The organism is Thauera sp. 2A1 (assembly GCF_009469595.2).
Lineage (GTDB): Bacteria > Pseudomonadota > Gammaproteobacteria > Burkholderiales > Rhodocyclaceae > Thauera.
Genome location: NZ_SSXV01000009.1, coordinates 60,613 through 77,533, shown reverse-complemented (window position 1 = coordinate 77,533; position 16,921 = coordinate 60,613). Strand labels below are relative to the sequence as shown.

At 67.4% G+C, this 16,921-nt stretch carries 14 protein-coding genes and 1 tRNA gene; 12 read left to right on the top strand and 3 right to left on the bottom strand.

Annotation, left to right across the window (positions count from 1 at the left end):
- Positions 1-8: 8 nt before the first annotated feature.
- From GH664_RS10445 to GH664_RS10425, 5 genes are all read left to right on the top strand, one after another.
- Positions 9-2,789, top strand: a complete 2,781-nt coding sequence (locus tag GH664_RS10445; protein WP_153168009.1) for an Hsp70 family protein — start codon at positions 9-11, stop codon at positions 2,787-2,789.
- 75 nt (positions 2,790-2,864) lie between these two features.
- Positions 2,865-3,128, top strand: coding sequence for a hypothetical protein (locus GH664_RS10440; protein ID WP_153168008.1), 264 nt, complete (start codon positions 2,865-2,867; stop codon positions 3,126-3,128).
- A gap of 310 nt (positions 3,129-3,438) precedes the next feature.
- The gene (locus GH664_RS10435; protein WP_153168007.1) at positions 3,439-3,591 is read left to right on the top strand and encodes a hypothetical protein; all 153 of its coding nucleotides are present in this window, start codon (positions 3,439-3,441) and stop codon (positions 3,589-3,591) included.
- 21 nt (positions 3,592-3,612) lie between these two features.
- The gene (locus tag GH664_RS10430) at positions 3,613-3,870 is read left to right on the top strand and encodes a hypothetical protein (protein WP_153168006.1); all 258 of its coding nucleotides are present in this window, start codon (positions 3,613-3,615) and stop codon (positions 3,868-3,870) included.
- Positions 3,871-4,112: 242 nt separating this feature from the next.
- Positions 4,113-4,865, top strand: a complete 753-nt coding sequence (locus GH664_RS10425; protein WP_153168005.1) for an SDR family NAD(P)-dependent oxidoreductase — start codon at positions 4,113-4,115, stop codon at positions 4,863-4,865.
- Between the two features lie 292 nt (positions 4,866-5,157).
- Here the strand turns inward: GH664_RS10425 and GH664_RS10420 are convergent.
- A tRNA-Thr gene (locus GH664_RS10420) sits at positions 5,158-5,233 on the bottom strand.
- A 103-nt stretch (positions 5,234-5,336) separates the two neighbouring features.
- Between GH664_RS10420 and GH664_RS10415 the strand changes: the two genes are divergently transcribed.
- Positions 5,337-5,498, top strand: coding sequence for a hypothetical protein (locus tag GH664_RS10415; protein ID WP_194270378.1), 162 nt, complete (start codon positions 5,337-5,339; stop codon positions 5,496-5,498).
- A 9-nt stretch (positions 5,499-5,507) separates the two neighbouring features.
- Here GH664_RS10415 and GH664_RS10410 read toward each other — a convergent pair whose 3' ends face one another.
- Positions 5,508-5,951 carry a ProQ/FINO family protein gene (locus GH664_RS10410; protein WP_153168004.1) on the bottom strand — a complete coding sequence of 148 codons (444 nt, stop codon included), beginning with the start codon at positions 5,949-5,951 and terminating at the stop codon, positions 5,508-5,510.
- 205 nt (positions 5,952-6,156) lie between these two features.
- Here GH664_RS10410 and GH664_RS10405 point away from each other — a divergent pair, with 205 nt between their 5' ends.
- Positions 6,157-7,974, top strand: coding sequence for a GGDEF domain-containing protein (locus GH664_RS10405; protein WP_153168003.1), 1,818 nt, complete (start codon positions 6,157-6,159; stop codon positions 7,972-7,974).
- On the opposite strand, the gene GH664_RS10400 is transcribed toward GH664_RS10405, so the two are convergent.
- Entirely contained in the window at positions 7,856-9,955 is a 2,100-nt protein-coding gene (locus tag GH664_RS10400) for a YgiQ family radical SAM protein (protein ID WP_153168083.1), read from the bottom strand. The genes GH664_RS10405 and GH664_RS10400 overlap by 119 nt on opposite strands.
- A gap of 247 nt (positions 9,956-10,202) precedes the next feature.
- Between GH664_RS10400 and GH664_RS10395 the strand changes: the two genes are divergently transcribed.
- The 5 genes from GH664_RS10395 (at position 10,203) to GH664_RS10375 (ending at position 16,833) form a co-directional block, all read left to right on the top strand.
- Positions 10,203-10,955 (top strand): alpha/beta fold hydrolase, encoded by a 753-nt coding sequence (locus GH664_RS10395; RefSeq protein ID WP_153168002.1) that lies wholly within the window; start codon positions 10,203-10,205, stop codon positions 10,953-10,955.
- The gene (gene bioC, locus GH664_RS10390) at positions 10,948-11,742 is read left to right on the top strand and encodes a malonyl-ACP O-methyltransferase BioC (protein WP_228111464.1); all 795 of its coding nucleotides are present in this window, start codon (positions 10,948-10,950) and stop codon (positions 11,740-11,742) included. Before GH664_RS10395 ends, bioC begins: the two co-directional genes overlap by 8 nt.
- Positions 11,743-11,806: 64 nt before the next feature.
- Positions 11,807-12,880: a hypothetical protein gene (locus tag GH664_RS10385; RefSeq protein WP_153168001.1), complete on the top strand. Its 1,074-nt coding sequence runs from the start codon at positions 11,807-11,809 to the stop codon at positions 12,878-12,880.
- Positions 12,877-14,568, top strand: a complete 1,692-nt coding sequence (gene recJ / locus GH664_RS10380) for a single-stranded-DNA-specific exonuclease RecJ (RefSeq protein WP_153168000.1) — start codon at positions 12,877-12,879, stop codon at positions 14,566-14,568. Before GH664_RS10385 ends, recJ begins: the two co-directional genes overlap by 4 nt.
- A 342-nt stretch (positions 14,569-14,910) precedes the next feature.
- On the top strand, positions 14,911-16,833 hold the full coding sequence (locus GH664_RS10375) for a PrkA family serine protein kinase (protein WP_153167999.1): 1,923 nt from the start codon (positions 14,911-14,913) through the stop codon (positions 16,831-16,833).
- Positions 16,834-16,921 lie beyond the last annotated feature (88 nt).

The window sequence follows — 16,921 nt, the reverse complement described above, 5'->3', positions numbered from 1 at the left end:
AGGACATTGTGAGCCGCTACACGGTCGGCATCGACCTCGGCACCAGCAACACGGTCGTCGCCTTCGCCCACGCGGGCGACGACCGCATCGAGCTGCTGCCCATCGAACAGTTGGTCGGCCGCGGCCAGGTAGCGGCGCGCGCGCTGTTGCCTTCGGTGCGCTATCACCTTGCGTCGGACGAGATCGACGCCACCGGCTTCGCCCTGCCCTGGCAGGCCGATGCGGACTGCGAGCCGGTGGCCTCGGTCATCGGCGCTTTCGCTCGCGAGCTCGGCGCCCAGGTCCCGGGGCGTGTGGTAGCCAGCGCCAAGAGCTGGCTGTCGCACACTGGCGTGGATCGCGGCGCAGCCATCCTGCCGTGGGGCGCGAGCGACGAAATACCCAAGGTGTCGCCCGTCGTCGCCAGCGCAAGCTACCTTGCGCACGTACGCGCGGCCTGGAACGCCCGTCACCCCAACGCGCCGCTCGAGCGGCAGGATGTGGTGCTCACCGTTCCGGCCTCGTTCGACGAAGGCGCGCGCGCCCTCACCGTGGAAGCGGCGCGCATGGCGGGGCTCCCCACGCTTCGCCTGCTGGAGGAGCCGCAGGCCGCCTTCCATGATTGGCTGTTCCGCCACCGCGACAGCCTCGCAACCGAACTCGCCGCCGCTCGGCTGGTGTTGGTGTGCGACGTCGGCGGCGGCACCACCGACCTGACGCTGATTCAGGTCGAACCCGGAACCGATGGCGCGCCGCCGCGCCTGACCCGCATCGGCGTCGGTGACCACCTGATGCTGGGTGGCGACAACATGGATCTGGCGCTGGCGCATCTGTGCGAGAAGCGCATCGCCAGCGGCGGCGAACGGCTGAGCGCCGCGCGCTTCTCGCAACTGGTGCAGCGCTGTCGGGTGGCCAAGGAGCAACTGCTCGCGACGGACGCACCCGAGCGCGTCACCGTCACACTGCTCGGCGGCGGCACCAGGCTCGTCGGCGGCGCGCGCTCGGTCGAGCTCGGGCGCGACGAAGTTTCGCGCCTGCTGCTGGACGGTTTTCTTCCTCTGTCGCCGGCAGACGAACTGCCGCAGCGCCGTCGCGCCGGCATCGTCGAGTTCGGCCTGCCCTACCCGGCCGACCCGGCGATCAGCCACCACCTGGCCGCCTTCCTGCATCGCCATGTCTCGGCCGCGCGCGCGGCGCTGGGGGGTGCAGCGCCGCCTGAACCCGCGCTGCCGATCCCCGACACCCTGCTGCTCAATGGCGGGGTGTTCCGCGCCAGCGCGCTGGCCGGCCGGCTGGAAGCGCTTGTAACGCAATGGCGCGGCGCACCGCCGCGCGTGCTGCACAACGACGACCCCGACGTGTCCGTGGCGCGCGGCGCCGTGGCCTTCGCCCTGGTCCGTGCGGGCCGCACGAACCTCGGCCCGGGAATCGGCGGCGGCTCGGCGCGGAGCCACTTCCTCGTGCTCGAGGGCGAACAGGGTGCGGCGCGCGCCATCTGTGTGCTGCCGCGCGGCACCGAAACCGGCATCGACGTGACGCTGCCGGAGCGCAGCTTCACGCTCCGCCTTGGCCACCCCGTGCGTTTCCACCTGGTCTCATCGACTGGTGATGCGCCGCGGAAGGCTGGCGATCTGGTCGATCTGGACGACGAGGATTTCACCCGCCTGCCCGCGCTGGCCGCGCGCCTGCCGGCCAGCGCCGAAGGTCGCCGCGAAGCGGTCACCGTGCGCCTGGTCACGATGCTGACCGAAGTCGGCACGCTGGAGATGCAGTGCGTCGCCACGGACGACCCAGGCCGCCGCTGGCAACTCGCTTTCCAGTTGCGTGGGGAGGCTGACGCCGACGGCGGGTCGTCCGCTGCCCTCGCCCCGCATCCGCGCCTCGCCGAGGCCATTGCCCTCATCGACGGGATCTTCGGCAGCCAGTCCCAGGATGTCGACGCCAGGGACGTGCGCCAGTTGCGCGCCCGGCTGGAACGCCTGCTCGGCCGCCGCGAAGAATGGAACCTGGCGCTGCTGCGCGCGCTGTTCGACGCGCTGCTCGAACGTGCGCGCCGGCGCCGCCGCTCGCCCGAGCACGAACGGGTCTGGCTGAACCTGGCCGGTTACTGCCTGCGCCCCGGCCTCGGCGCGGCGCTCGACGACTGGCGCATCGGGCAGTTGTGGGCGCTGTTTGCGCAAGGCATCCAGTATGTGCACGAGACGCGCAACTGGTGCGAATGGTGGACCTTGTGGCGGCGCTGCGCCGGCGGCCTGGCGGAAGCCGCGCAACTGCAGGTGCTCGAGGTGCTGGCCGGGCATCTCGAGGGCGCGGACGACAGCCCGCGCAAGCGCGAACCGGTGCAGGGCAGCTACGACGACATGGTGCGCCTGGCCGCCTCGCTCGAGCGGGTGCCGGGGATGCACCGCATCGAGGTTGGCAAGTGGCTGCTCGAGCGCCTGCAGCGGCCGTCGGAGAAGGCCCACACCTGGTGGGCAGTGGGTCGGGTGGGTGCGCGCCAGTCGCTGTATGGCAGCACGCACAACGTCGTTCCGCCCGATGTTGCCGCCGACTGGCTGACACCGCTGCTCGCGCTGGACTGGAAATCGGTCGAACCCGTTGCCTTCGCCGCCGCGCAAATTGCCCGCATGACCGGCGATCGTGCGCGCGACTTGCCAGCAACGCTAAGGGAGGAAGTCGCCCAGCGTCTGACGGCCGTCCGTGCGCCGCAAAGCTGGATTACGATGACGCGCGAAGTCGCTCATCTCGACGCAGCCGACCAGGGCCGCAGCTTCGGCGAAGCACTGCCGTACGGGCTCACCTTGATCTGACGCACTGAGCGACAAGAAGCGCCGGGCTCGCCTCGGCCCCTCACCGCATGCCATCGTTCCTGCCAGGAGACGCACATGATCAAGCACGAAACCGCGCCCAACTCGCTGACCCTGCTCGAGGCCGCACGCCTGATGATGAACGACTCGCTGTCCGAGCACGACGCGGAAGTGCTGCTGGCCAACGCCATCCAGCGCGGCGAACTCCACGCCAACGTCAAGCGCTGGGCTACCGAACAGTGGGAAGGACGGCAGTTGCCCGGCAACATCAACCGCCTGGAAACCTACCTGCTACGCACGGACTTCGAAGCCTGGCGGGCACGCACGCATCCCGGCCATTGATGCTCAGCGCCCGGTCCCCGCTCGCCGTTGCGGGTCCGATGCCGCCCCTCCGGGCGCATTCAACGCCTCCAGCGTCAGTGTAAGAAAAACCGACAATACGCATTCGCCGTTCCGCCGCCTGCGCGGGCATGCGCTCGTCCTTCGGCTCGTGCACCGCTGTGCCTTGCGTCGCCACCGTCTCACTCCAGCTCGCAAAACGGCCTCCCTACGCCCCGCGGGGCAACCAAGGCCGCCCTGTTTCCGCTCTCCCTGCCGGCGTCATCACCCCTCCTTTGGCCCGCCCTGGCGCCTGAACGGCGTGGCGCCGTTCTTGCACAGAGCGCAGCACACACCCGGCGCCACCGTGCGCCTCTACACGTGCGTGAACAACGCCCCCGGCGTGCTCGTGGCCAGCACGACCACCGACGCCAACGGCCTTTATCAGACGATCGTCAGCCCGAACACGCCCGTCACATTCACCTAGTCGGTCAAGAACACCGGCGGCGTGCCGCTCTCCCCCATCGTCGTCACCGACGACAATGCCACGCCCGACTTCACCGAAGACGACTTCAAGCCGACCGCCGTACTCGATACAAATCGGAAGAACATCGGCGACCTGGATGACGACGGCCTGCTCGACACCACTGAGATCTGGAGATCCAGATCCACAACGACCTCGACCACCACCCCGCAGCCGTCCTCCACTTTGCGCCGCACATCCAGCACGGCGTCATGCGCGCCGGTTTCCGGACGAAAGCCCTAGCTGCGTCCGGAGCACATCCGAACAATCGTGGGCTGCAAGAATTGCGGCAGGCCTTGCTGGATCAGCCGATCCGTCACCGTCGGAATCGCAAGTTCGCGGACGGGGCGAGTGAGCGGGCAAGTGGAATGGACAGACGACGCCCGGGTGGACCAGCACCATCTTGATGCACGTCAATGAGAACCGTTTTCATCTACGTCACTCTGATCCCGATCCCAGGCTCGGGATGATTTCAGGAGAACGGTATGGTGAAGAGGCTCGAAGGCAAAGTGGCGGTCGTCACTGGCGCCAGTAGCGGGATAGGAAAATCGATCGTCGAGAAATATGCGGAAGAAGGCGCGCAGGTCGTGGCGTTCGCCCGCAATCTTGACGCATTGAAAGAACTGGAGGCGGCCTATCCCGGGCAGGTCAAGGCCGTGGCAGGCGATGTGACACAACCTCAAGCGCTGAAGCACCTGGTCGATGCCACCGTCCAGGCCCATGGGTGCGTCGATATCGTCGTTCCGAATGCCGGCATTGCGCGGGTCGTATCGTTCGAGGACAGCACCGCCGAGGCCTTCAATACCCAGTTTTCGGTCAATCTCTTCGGCGCGGCGGAAACCGCTCGTCTGTTCCTGCCCCACATCCGCAAGGGGGGATCGATCCAGTTCATCACCACTTTCCTCACCCAGGTAGGCTTCCCCGGCCTGGCGATTTACAGCGCGAGCAAGGCAGCCCTGAAGTCGCTCTCCCAAACCCTCGCAGCAGAACTCGCCCCCCGGGGCATCCGGGTGAATTCAATCGCACCCGGCCCGATAGGGACGCCGCTGTGGGGAACGGTCGGCCTGCCGCCTGAAATTCTGGGTGCTGTTGCAGACAAGATCACTTCCCGGCTGATGCCTGGCGCGTTCGGCCAGCCGGAGGATATCGCCGACCTCTCGGTGTTTCTGGCCTCGGACAGTGCCAGGAACATCTACGGCCAGGAGATCGTCGTGGATGGCGGCTATACGATCGGATGAGTTTCGTCGTGACATTCCAATTCCGACCCGCCGCTGGCGGGTTTTTTTCCGGCTGACACGAATGGCTGTGGCGACACCCTCCTTGGCGCCGCATGTATCACTGCTGCGGGTTGGATAGCCCGTGTTGCACTCACGATCATGCTCAGCGCTCCCCATCAGGTGGTGGCGCATGGCGGCATGGTGCCGTTCTGCGACGAGGCCGACCCGGCTCTCGCTGCCCGTGCCCCGTGGGCCCGGTGATCATCCCCCAAAAACAAAAAAGGGCTGCATCGCTGCAACCCCTTCTTGTTTATGGTGCCGGCAATAGGAATCGAACCCACGACCTTCTGATTACAAATCAGCTGCTCTACCAACTGAGCTATGCCGGCAGCGAGCGCGGATTATAGCGCAAGGCAATGCCATGAAGACGTACCTTGACCCGCAACTCGATTACTGTATATTTTCACAGTAAATCATCAAGGAGACGGAACCGTGGAGCCGAAGATCAACCGGGTACTGATGGGCATGGGGCTGCTGGCGGGCTTACTGATCGGCGTCGGCTACAACGGCGGGGCGACGGTGGTGGTGGTCACTGCCGCAACCACGGTATGGCTGCTTCGCACCCGGGGCGATCGCGGCGACAGGGCACACTGATCCATCGATTCACCCGTTACGGCCGAATTTGTTCACCAACAGCTTGAGCTTTTCCGCATGGCGGCGCTCGGCCTCCTCCGCTTCGCGCTTCTCGCGCTGCTTGCGGGCGACGGATGCGAACCGTTCCTTCAGCGTCGCAGCAGCGTGGGTGCGTTGCTCCTCGGTCACCTCACCAGCGACGTTGCCGTCGAGGTCGAACCGTTCGCTCGCGCGCTCCATGGACTTCAAATAACGCGTTGATGCGGTGTGCATGTGCAGCGCGTTACGCAGGCTCTTGCGATCGAACTCGGGGAAGCGCTCGGCAATGACCTTGTCGATGCGTAGCGCAAGCGGCTTGCAATCGCGGAAAGTGGGAGAGGACGCTTCCAGGCGCTGCAGGATGGCACGTGGCTCGATGCGTTTTTGTTGCGGGGCGGCCTCGGCCGTCTCGATGGGTGTGGTTTCGGTATTCATCACTGGCCAGGGCTTGACACCCGCTTGACATCCAGCGGGCGCACTTGTTACAGATCGACCCGTATTCTACCCTTCCCGGGCAATCTCGAAGGCGCAGCGCGTGATGGAAAGCGCTACCTTTGTGCGAGGAATCCGCGCATTTGATCAAGTTGCCGGCCCTATAATTCCAGAGTCATCCTTTGCCCTGACGACGCAGCAGACGAGCATGGCCACACTCAGCAATCCGTCGGAAATCGCGCGTGAGACACTGCGCCAGCTCGCCATGCGCCGAGTTGCGCCAACGCCCGACAATTACAAGCGCCTGTACCACGAAATCGCCGGCTCCCAGGCTGACGCGGATGCGTTTCCGGAACAGTTCGTTCGCAGGATCGCCCGCCGACTGCCGCGAGACACCGCCGAACGGCAGCGCATGGCGCGCAGCCTCGACCAGGCGCTTGCCGCAGGGGACGCTCGCGCCGGAAACGACGCGCTGGAGCGCTACCTCGGCAGCCTCCAGATGGCCGAGGCGCCGCCGTGGAACGAACTCATCTCCCAACTTTTGCGCCAATGGGAAGCTCGCCACACGGGCTGGACAACCGCGCGCAAGCGCGAAGCGCTCGAGCGTGTGCTGAGTGCGAGCGACGCCACCACGCTTTTCAGTCGGCTACAGGGTCTGCTCAAGAGCTGGAGCCTTGCACCATCGGACAGCGAGCTTCCGCTTACGGCCGAAACCGAGCCGTCCGGCCCGGCAGATGGCGCACCCAGCTCGGCGGCTTCGGCAGCCACGCGTACGGTGATCGGCGCGCGGCTGGCGGAGGCACCTGGCGCAGGAGAACTTGTCGAAGGGCTGCGTACGTTGTTGGCGCTCGCTTTCGAAGACGTGATTCCGGCCTTTCTCGGCAGCAATCCCGAGCTCTTCGATGAGGCCGCGCGGCTCGCGATGGCCGTGCGCGGCGCACAGGACGCCGCCGCGCTCGCCGCGCTCAAGCGCCCGCTGCGACGCTACGCGGAGCAGCTCGAGAACGCTGCGGCGGACGACGCCGAGATCCGCACCGGCCTGCTCGATCTGCTTCGCCTGCTGCTGCGCAACATAGACGATCTCGTCATCGACGACACCTGGCTGAGCGGCCAGATCGAAATGCTGCGCGAAATCGTTGAGGCACCGCCAAATCCACGCACCCTCGATGCTGCCGAGCAGCAGCTCAAGGGCCTGATCTTCAAGCAGAGCCAGCTCAAGCACAACCTGGTCGAGGCCCAGCGAAACCTGCGCGAGATGCTTGCCGGCTTCGTCGACCAGCTTGCACGCTTCGCAGAAAGCACCGGCACCTATCATGACCGCATCGGCAGCTTTGCCCAACGCATCGCCGAAACCAAGGACATCAACGCCATCGGGCCGCTGTTGGGCGAGGTCATGAACGAGACGCGCGCAATCCAGGAACAGGCAAAGCAGTCGCGCGACGAGCTCGTGGTCGTGCGCGAGCAGGCGCACGCCGCCGAAGCCCGAATCTCGCAGTTGCAGCGGGAACTGGACGAGGCAAGCCGCCTGATGCGGCACGACCAGCTCACCGGCGCGCTGAACCGGCGCGGCCTCGAGGAAATGTGCCAGAAGGAGCGCGCCCGGGCGGATCGCCGCCGCTCGGCGCTCTCCATCGCGCTGCTCGACATCGACAACTTCAAGCGCCTCAACGACACCTACGGCCACCACTCGGGCGACGAAGCGCTGGTGATGCTGGCGCGCACGGTGCGCCAGCACCTGCGCCCGCAGGACACGCTGGCGCGCCACGGCGGCGAGGAATTCGTGATCCTGTTCCCGGACACCGATGTCGACCAGGCCAATCAGGCGCTGGTGCGCCTGCAGCGCGAACTCACGCGCGAGTTCTTCATGGCCAACAACGACAAGGTGGTGATCACCTTCAGTGCCGGCGTCACCCCCTGGACTTCGGGCGAGGCGATGCAGGACGCCCTGTCGCGCGCCGATGCGGCGATGTACCAGGCGAAGCAGGCCGGCCGCAATCGGGTTTTCGCTGCGGCGGCGCCGGCCTAGCGCCGGCCGGCTGGTGGCGGGGCACAAGGCAGTTCGGGCCGTTGCCGATCAGCTCGGCGCGGCCCATCTGCTTCAGCGCCTCGCGCAACATCGGCCAGTTCTCCGGATCGTGCCAGCGCAGGAAGGCCTTGTGCAGCTTGCGGATGCGTCCCGCCCGCGCGGTCTCGACCACTTCCGACTCGGCCGACACCTTCTTCAGCGGGTTCTTGCGCGTGTGGTACATCGTGGTGGCCATCGCCATCGGCGTGGGCAGGAAAGTCTGCACCTGGTCGGTGCGGAAATTGTGCCGCTTCAGCCACAGCGCCAGGTTGAGCATGTCCTCGTCGGTCGTGCCCGGATGGGCGGCGATGAAATACGGCACCAGGTGCTGCTTCTTGCCTGCCTGCCTGGAGAACTTCTCGAACATCTCGGCAAACTTGTCGTAGGTGCCGATGCCCGGCTTCATCATCTTCGACAGCGGCCCCTCTTCGGTGTGTTCCGGCGCGATCTTCAGCAGGCCGCTGACATGATGGGTCACGAGCTCCTTCACGTACTCCGGCGAGCGCACCGCGAGGTCGTAGCGCAGGCCCGAGCCGATGGTGATGCGCTTGATGCCCGGCACCGCCCTCGCCTTGCGGTACAGCTCGATCAGCGAGGAATGGTCGGTGTCCAGGTTCTCGCAGATGCCCGGATACACGCACGACAGCCGCCGGCAGTTCTGCTCGATCGCCTTGCTCTTGCAGGCCATGCGATACATGTTCGCGGTGGGTCCGCCGAGGTCGGTGATGTGGCCCTTGAAATCCGGCGACTTGTCGCGGATCTCCTCGATCTCGTGAATGATCGAATCGTGCGAGCGACTCTGGATGATGCGCCCCTCGTGCTCGGTGATCGAGCAGAAGGTGCAGCCGCCGAAGCAGCCGCGCATGATGTTGATCGAGAACTTGATCATGTCCCAGGCCGGGATGCGCGCATCGCCATAGGCCGGATGCGGCGCGCGCGCGTAAGGCCGGTCGTAGACGAAATCCATCTCCGGCGTGGAGAGCGGCACCGGCGGCGGGTTCAGCCATACGTCGCGCGCGCCCGGCCCCTCGCCGTAGCGCTGCACCAGCGCACGCGCGTTGCCCGGGTTGGATTCGAGATGGAACACGCGCGAGGCGTGCGCATACATCACCGCATCGTCCTGCACCTGCTCGTAGCCTGGCAGGCGGATCACCTGATGTTCGCGCTTCGCGCGGCGCGCGGCGACGCGCTCGGCGGCAGGCACGATGCGCACCGGCTGGGCACGATCCGCCGTCTGCTGCGCCTGCGCCGGCTCCATCGCGTAGGGATCGGGGTGACGGTCGACGCGGCCGGGCTTGTCGAGCGCCAGCGAATCGATCTCCTCCCACTCCGCCGACGGTAGCCAGCCGGGCTTCACCATGAAGGCGGTGCCGCGCAGGTCGCGGATGTGCTCGATCGGCTCTCCCGCCGCAAGGCGACGGGTCAGCGCGATCAGCGCCCGCTCGGCGTTGCCGAACAGCAGGATGTCGGCCTTCGAATCGGGCAGCACCGAGCGCCGCACCTTGTCCGACCAGTAGTCGTAATGCGCGATGCGCCGCAGGCTGGCCTCGATGCTGCCGATCACGATGTGGGCGTCTGGATAGGCCTCGCGCGCACGCTGTGCATACACCGTCACTGCGCGGTCGGGCCGTTTCCCGGCTTCGGCGTGGGGCGTGTAGGCGTCCTCCGAGCGGATCTTGCGGTCGGAGGTGTAGCGATTCACCAGCGAATCCATGTTGCCGGCGGTGATGCCGAAATACAGCCGCGGCCGGCCGAGCACGCGGAAGGGTTCGGCCGACTGCCAGTCCGGCTGGCTGATGATGCCGACGCGAACACCATGTGCTTCGAGCAGGCGGCCGATCAACGCCATGCCGAAGCTGGGGTGGTCGATGTAGGCATCGCCGGTGACGAGGATCACGTCGCATTCGTCCCAGCCCAGCGCGTCCATTTCGGCGCGGGACATGGGCAGGAAGGGCGCGGCGCGACGGCCGGCAACGGTCGCGATGACGCCGTCGCCTGTTGCCGGTGCGGTGGAAGGACTGAGTTCATTCATGATGGTCGCCATTGTATCGGTCGAGCGTGGCTTGTCCGGCCCGGTTTGACAGCGCCCGCCGCTTTGCGCGACATTTCCCGCCCTGCCGCCGGATTCGACTCATGCCGCCGTTCGCCCTGCTTCCGCCCTGCATCTACCCGTTAAAGGGAGCTGACCGTTGAGCCGGCCGTTGGTTCTGCTGCATGGCTGGGGCCTCACGCCGACAGTGTGGCAGCCGCTCCTCGAAGCGCTGCCGCAGACGCTGCTGGATGTGAGCGCGCCAGCCCTGCCCGGTCACGCGCAGGCACCCGCTGCCGAGCCCGGGATCGCCGCCTGGACGGAGGCCTTGCTCGCGCAGATCCCGCACGAGGCTGTGGTCTGCGGCTGGTCGCTGGGCGCGATGGCCGCCCTCGATCTCGCAGCGCGCCACCCCGCACGCGTTGCGCGGCTGATCCTGATCGGCAGCACGCCGCGTTTCGTCTCGACGCCCAGCGATCACGGCGATGCCTGGCCGCATGGACTGGACGCGGCGGTCGCGCACGACTTCGCCACCCGCTTCACGTACGACCCCGCAGCCACGATGCAGCGCTTCATCGCCCTGCAGGCGCTCGGCGATGCTCGCCGGCGCACCGTCACGACGGCACTCACCGCAGCGCTGAGCGACACCGGCGCGGCGGGCGCCACCGCACTCGCGGCCGGATTGCAGGTGCTGACCGAAACCGACCTCAGGCCGTCGATTGTGCGCATCACGCAACCGACCCTGCTGCTGCATGGTGAAGGCGACGCGCTGATGCCCCTTGCCGCCGCGCAGTGGCTGGCCGCGCACCTTCCGCACGCCCGGCTGATGCCGTTGGCGGACTGCGGCCACGCGCCTTTCCTGTCTCGGGCCGCGGACTGCGCCGCCGCCATCGGACGCTTCGCCCTTGAGTAGGCGGCTGCACAAGCAGGCTGTGCGCAGCGCCTTCGACCGCGCCGCCGACAGCTACGATGGCGCCGCCGTGGTGCAGCGCGAGATCTGCCACCGGCTGGCCGAATTCGCCAGCAGCGTGCCGTGTATCGGCGCGCCTCGCCGCGCGCTCGACGCCGGCTGCGGCACCGGCTACGGACTCGATCTGCTCGCCTCGCTGTGCCCCGGCGCCGAGCTTTACGCACTCGATTTCGCCCCGGCAATGCTCACCCGCCTCGCCGCCCGCCGGCCCGGCACCGACACCAGCCTGCTCTGTGGTGACCTCGAAGCCCTGCCGCTGGCCGGTGGCGCGATGGATGTGGTCTGGTCCAGCCTGGCGCTGCAATGGTGCGACCCCGCTGTCGCCCTCGCCGAGATCGCCCGGGTGCTGCGCCCCGGCGGCGTCGCCTGGCTCGCCACCCTGGGCCCCGCCACCTTATGGGAACTGCGCGACGCCTTTACGGCAGTGGACGGTGCGCAGCACGTGATCCGCTTCCATGCCATCGAACATTGGCGCCACACGACAGCCGTCGCCGGCCTGCAGATTGTCGCTGCCGATTCGCAGCCGGTGCACGCCTTGGCACCCGATCTTCGCCAATTGCTGCGCGACATCAAGGCCATCGGCGCACACAGCGTCGGCAGCGAGCCACGCCCGGCGCTGACGCGTGCCGGCTGGCGCATGCTGGAAGGCCGCTACGACGCCCATCGCCGCGCCGACGGACAGCTTCCCGCCACCTACGATCTGATCCTGCTCGCGCTGCGCAAGGGCTGACGGCGCGGCCGCCACCGCCGTCCCTGCGTGCTAGACTCGCGCCGCTTCTGAGCTTTCCAATCCGATGCAGATCCAGCTCCTGATCCCCGGCCTCCTGTGGCCCACCGCCACCTTGCTCGGCCCGGCCACCGGCTTGCCGCTCGAAGGGCTCGCTGCGCTGCTCGGCCGCGGCCAGCGGCAGGTAAGGGATTTCGAGCCCTACGACCACCAGCTCGCACGCCTGTTCGGTCTCGACGCGAACGCCATGCCGATGGCCATGCTGCGCCGCCTCGGCGAACCGGATGCGCCAGCGCCCGCGCCCGGCGGCCACTGGCTGTGCGCCGACCCGGTCAATCTGTCCTTCGCCCGCGAGCACATGCTGCTGCAGGCCTTCCCCGAGGGCGAGCTCGACGTCGAGGAGGCCGGTGAGCTCGTCGCATCCCTGAACGAGATCTTTACCGACCTCGGCCGCTTCGAAGCCTGCACGCCCACCCGCTGGTACCTGCGCCTGGACAAGCCCGCACGCGTCACGCTGTACCCGCTGGATGACGTGATCGGCCGCCCCGTCAAGCACTTCCTGCCGGAGGGCGACGAGGCGCGGCTGTGGCAGCGCACGATGAACGAGGCGCAGATCGTGCTGCACAACCATGCGCGCAGCCGCACGCGCGAGGAAGCCGGCCTGCGCGCGGTCAACAGCATCTGGCTGTGGGGCGCCGGCGAGTTCGCCAGGCCGCCCGCCACCCCGGCCAGGCTGGTGCAGGCCGAGGACCCGCTCAGCGTCGGTCTCGCGCGCGCGGCCGGGGTTCCGGTCGCAGCGCCCGACCTCGCCGGCGCGCTGCGGCAGGACACCCTGGTCGTGCTCGATGCCTTGCGCAAGCCCGCCCAGCAGCTCGATCTCGAGGCCTGGCGCCGCGGCCTCGAGGCGATCGAGCGCGACTGGTTCGCCCCCCTCGCTGCAGCAGTCCGCGGCGGCGAACTGGCCAGCCTGCAACTGATCGCGCCGGGCGATCGCGGCACGCTGCAGCTCGAAGTGCGCAGCACCGACCGCTGGAAGTTCTGGCGCAAGCCCTACGCCTTCGAGGCGCTGCTGAAGTCCCTCGCGCCCGCGCCGCTGGCCCTGCCCGACACGCCACCGCCCTCCTCTGGTTCCCACCGATGACCCGCATCCAGCCTCGCGCCGTTTCACAGCGTGCGTACGCCCGCCTCGCCGACGCCGGCATCCATCCGCTGCTCGCCCGCCTTTACGCCGCGCGCGGCATCGCCCGCGCCGACGAGCTCGACACCGGCCTGAAGAACCTGCTGCCGCCCGAGGCGCTGCGCGGCACGCACGAGGCTGCGCAACTGCTGGCCGACGCCATCGAGGCCGGCGCGCGCATGGTCATCGTCGCCGACTACGACTGCGACGGCGCCACCGCCTGCGCGGTCGGCATGCGCGCGCTACGCGCCTTCGGCGCCGACGTGCATTACCTGGTGCCCGACCGCGTCACGCTGGGCTACGGCCTCACGCCCGCCATGGTGGAGATCGCCGCGCGCCTGGAGCCCGAAGTGCTGATCACCGTGGACAACGGCATCGCCAGCGTGGAAGGTATCGCCGCCGCGCGCGCCCACGGCATGGCCACCGTGATCACCGACCACCACCTGCCCGGCGACGTGCTGCCCGAGGCGGACGTGATCGTGAATCCCAACCAGCCCGGCTGCGACTTTCCCAGCAAGGCGCTCGCCGGCGTCGGCGTGATGTTCTACACCATGCTCGCGCTGCGCGCCGAACTCCGCGAACGCGGCGCCTTTGCCGGCGGCAGGGAACCCAACCTCGCCGACCTGCTCGACCTCGTCGCGCTCGGCACGGTGGCCGACGTCGTGAAGCTCGACCGCAACAACCGCATCCTCGTCGCGCAGGGGCTCACGCGCATGCGCGGCGGCCGGCTGCAACCCGGCATCCGCGCGCTGTTCGCGGTGGCCGGCCGCGATCCGGCACGCGCCAGCGCCACCGACCTCGGCTTCATGATCGGCCCGCGCCTGAACGCCGCCGGGCGCCTGTCGGACATGAGCCTGGGCATCGAATGCCTGATCACCGACGACGCCGGTCGCGCGATGAACATCGCCCAGGAACTCGACAAGCTCAACCGCGAACGGCGCGCGATCGAGGCCGGCATGCAGGAGGATGCGCTGGCGCGGCTGGCCGGCTTCGACGCCGGCAACGCCGCCACGGTGTCGCTGTTCGAGCCCGACTGGCACCAGGGCGTGATCGGCATCGTCGCCGGTCGCATCAAGGAGCGCCTGCACCGGCCGACGATCGCCTTCGCCCGCGCCAACGATGGCGAGCTGAAAGGCTCCGGGCGGTCGATTGCCGGCCTGCACCTGCGCGACGCGCTCGACCTCGTCACCAAGCGCGAGCCGGACCTCATCGTGCGTTTCGGCGGCCACGCGATGGCGGCCGGGCTGACGATCATGGAAAGCGAGCTCGCCCGCTTCAAGTCCGTGTTCGAGGACGTCGTCAACGAGCTGCTGGAACCGGCCGACCGCGAACGCCGCATCGACACCGACGGCAGCCTGGAATCGGGCTACTTCGCGCTCGACGCGGTGCGCATGCTCGACGGCGAGATCTGGGGTCAGGGCTTCCCCGCACCGACGTTCGACGACGTGTTCCGCGTCGAGCGCCAGCGCCTGCTGAAGGACAAGCACCTCAAGCTGGAGCTGTCGCGCAACGGCACCCGCTACGACGCCATCCAGTTCAACCACGCCGACGGCGCCGCGGCACAGATCCGCGCCGCCTACCGGCTGGGCGTCAATGAGTACAACGGCGTCGCCTCGGTGCAGTTGATGCTGGAGCATTTCGAAGCGGCCTGAGCCTGCCGCACCCCTCTGCTGTTTCCCGCGCGGAGCGCTGCCTCCGGCGGCCCCCTCCTGTTGATTCCGGTGCACTTTTGGTGCAGCGCCCCAAAATCGTGCATCGCATTTGTGCGACCGGCAGCAACTGCCGGCATGCACATCACCTCCGCATCCGTCCGGAATCGGCCTCAATCCCTTGCCCGGCGGCGAGTTTGTTGTGCACTGCAGCACACTGGCACGCCTGGTGCTTTACAAGCCTCGACGTCGCCGCAATTGCAGCTCGACGCCCGCCGCATCCGGCGCCGTCCTGCAACTGCCCGACAGCAGGGCCCCACCATCACCATGCAAGGAGACGTTGCCATGACCATCTTCAATGCCTATCAGGCCCGCTTCGAAGCGGCACGTGAAGAAGAAATGTCGCTGCAGGAGTATCTGGAACTCTGCCGTCGCGACCGCACCGCCTACGCCACGGCGGCCGAGCGCATGCTGATGGCGATCGGCGAGCCCGAGCTGGTCGACACCCGGCTCGATCCGCGCCTGTCGCGCATCTTCTCCAACAAGGTGCTCAAGCTCTACCCCGCCTTCCGCGATTTCTACGGCATGGAAGAGGCGATCGAGCAGATCGTCTCCTACTTCCGCCACGCGGCGCAGGGGCTGGAAGAGAAAAAGCAGATCCTCTACCTGCTGGGGCCGGTCGGCGGCGGCAAGTCCTCGCTCGCGGAGAAGCTCAAGAGCCTGATCGAGAAAGTGCCCTTCTACGCGATCAAGGACTCGCCGGTTAACGAATCACCGCTGGGACTGTTCGACGTCAATGAGGACGGGCGCATCCTGGAAGAGGACTACGGCATTCCGCGCCGCTACCTGAACCGCATCATGAGCCCGTGGGCGGTCAAGCGCCTGAACGAGTTCGGCGGCGACATCACCAAGTTCCGCGTGGTCAAGCTCATCCCGTCGGTGCTCAAGCAGACCGCGGTAGCCAAGACCGAGCCGGGCGACGAGAACAACCAGGACATCTCGTCGCTGGTGGGCAAGATCGACATCCGCAAGCTCGAGCAGTACTCGCAGGACGACCCGGATGCGTACAGCTACTCCGGCGGCCTGTGCCTGGCCAACCGCGGGCTGCTGGAATTCGTCGAGATGTTCAAGGCGCCGATCAAGGTGCTGCACCCGCTGCTGACCGCCACGCAGGAAGGCAACTACAAGGGCACCGAAGGCTTCGGCGCGATCCCGTTCGACGGCATCGTGCTCGCCCACTCCAACGAGTCGGAATGGGCGGCGTTCAAGAACAACAAGAACAACGAGGCCTTCCTCGACCGCATCTACACGGTCAAGGTGCCCTACTGCCTGCGTGTGTCCGACGAGATCCGCATCTACGAGAAGCTGCTCGCCCACAGCTCGCTGTCGGAAGCGCCCTGCGCCCCCGACACGCTGAAGATGATGGCGCAGTTCTTCATCCTGTCGCGGCTGAAGGAGCCCGAAAACTCCAGCATCTTCTCCAAGATGCGGGTGTATGACGGCGAGAACCTCAAGGACACCGACCCGAAGGCCAAGAGCTACCAGGAGTACCGCGACTACGCCGGCGTCGACGAGGGCATGACCGGGCTCTCGACCCGCTTCGCCTTCAAGGTGCTGTCCAAGGTGTTCAACTTCGACCACCGCGAAGTGGCCGCCAACCCGGTGCACCTGATGTACGTGCTCGAGCAGCAGATCGGCGCGGAGCAGTTCCCGCCCGAGACGGAGGAACGCTACATCGCCTGCATCAAGGAGTACCTGGCGCCGCGCTACGCGGAGTTCATCGGCAAGGAGATCCAGACCGCCTACCTCGAGAGCTATTCCGAGTACGGCCAGAACATCTTCGACCGCTACGTGACCTATGCCGACTTCTGGATCCAGGACCAGGAGTTCCGCGACCCGAACACCGGCGAGATCCTCGACCGCGCAGCGCTGAACGAGGAGTTGGAGAAGATCGAGAAGCCGGCGGGCATCAGCAACCCGAAGGACTTCCGCAACGAGGTGGTGAACTTCGTGCTGCGCGCCCGCGCCAAGCACGACGGCCGCAACCCGAGCTGGACCTCCTACGAGAAGCTGCGCGCGGTGATCGAGAAGAAGATGTTCTCCAACACCGAGGACCTGCTGCCGGTGATCAGCTTCAACGCCAAGGCCAGCGCCGACGAGCAGAAGAAGCACCAGGACTTCGTCGATCGCATGATCGAGAAGGGTTACACCGAGAAGCAGGTGCGCCTGCTGTGCGAGTGGTACCTGCGCGTGCGCAAATCGTCGTGAGCGCAGCGACCGGCTGAAGCGCGGCGCACCGGTCGTGCGCCGCGGCTCGGACACCCACGCGGCCGTCCGGACCCGACACCATCGAGGA

Excerpts from the sequence above, each read along its gene's own strand:
- GH664_RS10440 (WP_153168008.1), top strand. The coding sequence starts at position 2,865 with ATGATCAAGCACGAAACCGCGCCCAACTCGCTGACCCTGCTCGAGGCC.
- GH664_RS10385 (WP_153168001.1), top strand. The coding sequence starts at position 11,807 with ATGCAGATCCAGCTCCTGATCCCCGGCCTCCTGTGGCCCACCGCCACC.
- recJ (WP_153168000.1), top strand. The coding sequence starts at position 12,877 with ATGACCCGCATCCAGCCTCGCGCCGTTTCACAGCGTGCGTACGCCCGC.
- GH664_RS10375 (WP_153167999.1), top strand. The coding sequence starts at position 14,911 with ATGACCATCTTCAATGCCTATCAGGCCCGCTTCGAAGCGGCACGTGAA.
- GH664_RS10425 (WP_153168005.1), top strand. The coding sequence starts at position 4,113 with ATGGTGAAGAGGCTCGAAGGCAAAGTGGCGGTCGTCACTGGCGCCAGT.
- GH664_RS10400 (WP_153168083.1), bottom strand. The coding sequence starts at position 9,955 with ATGTCCCGCGCCGAAATGGACGCGCTGGGCTGGGACGAATGCGACGTG.
- GH664_RS10405 (WP_153168003.1), top strand. The coding sequence starts at position 6,157 with ATGGCCACACTCAGCAATCCGTCGGAAATCGCGCGTGAGACACTGCGC.
- GH664_RS10410 (WP_153168004.1), bottom strand. The coding sequence starts at position 5,951 with ATGAATACCGAAACCACACCCATCGAGACGGCCGAGGCCGCCCCGCAA.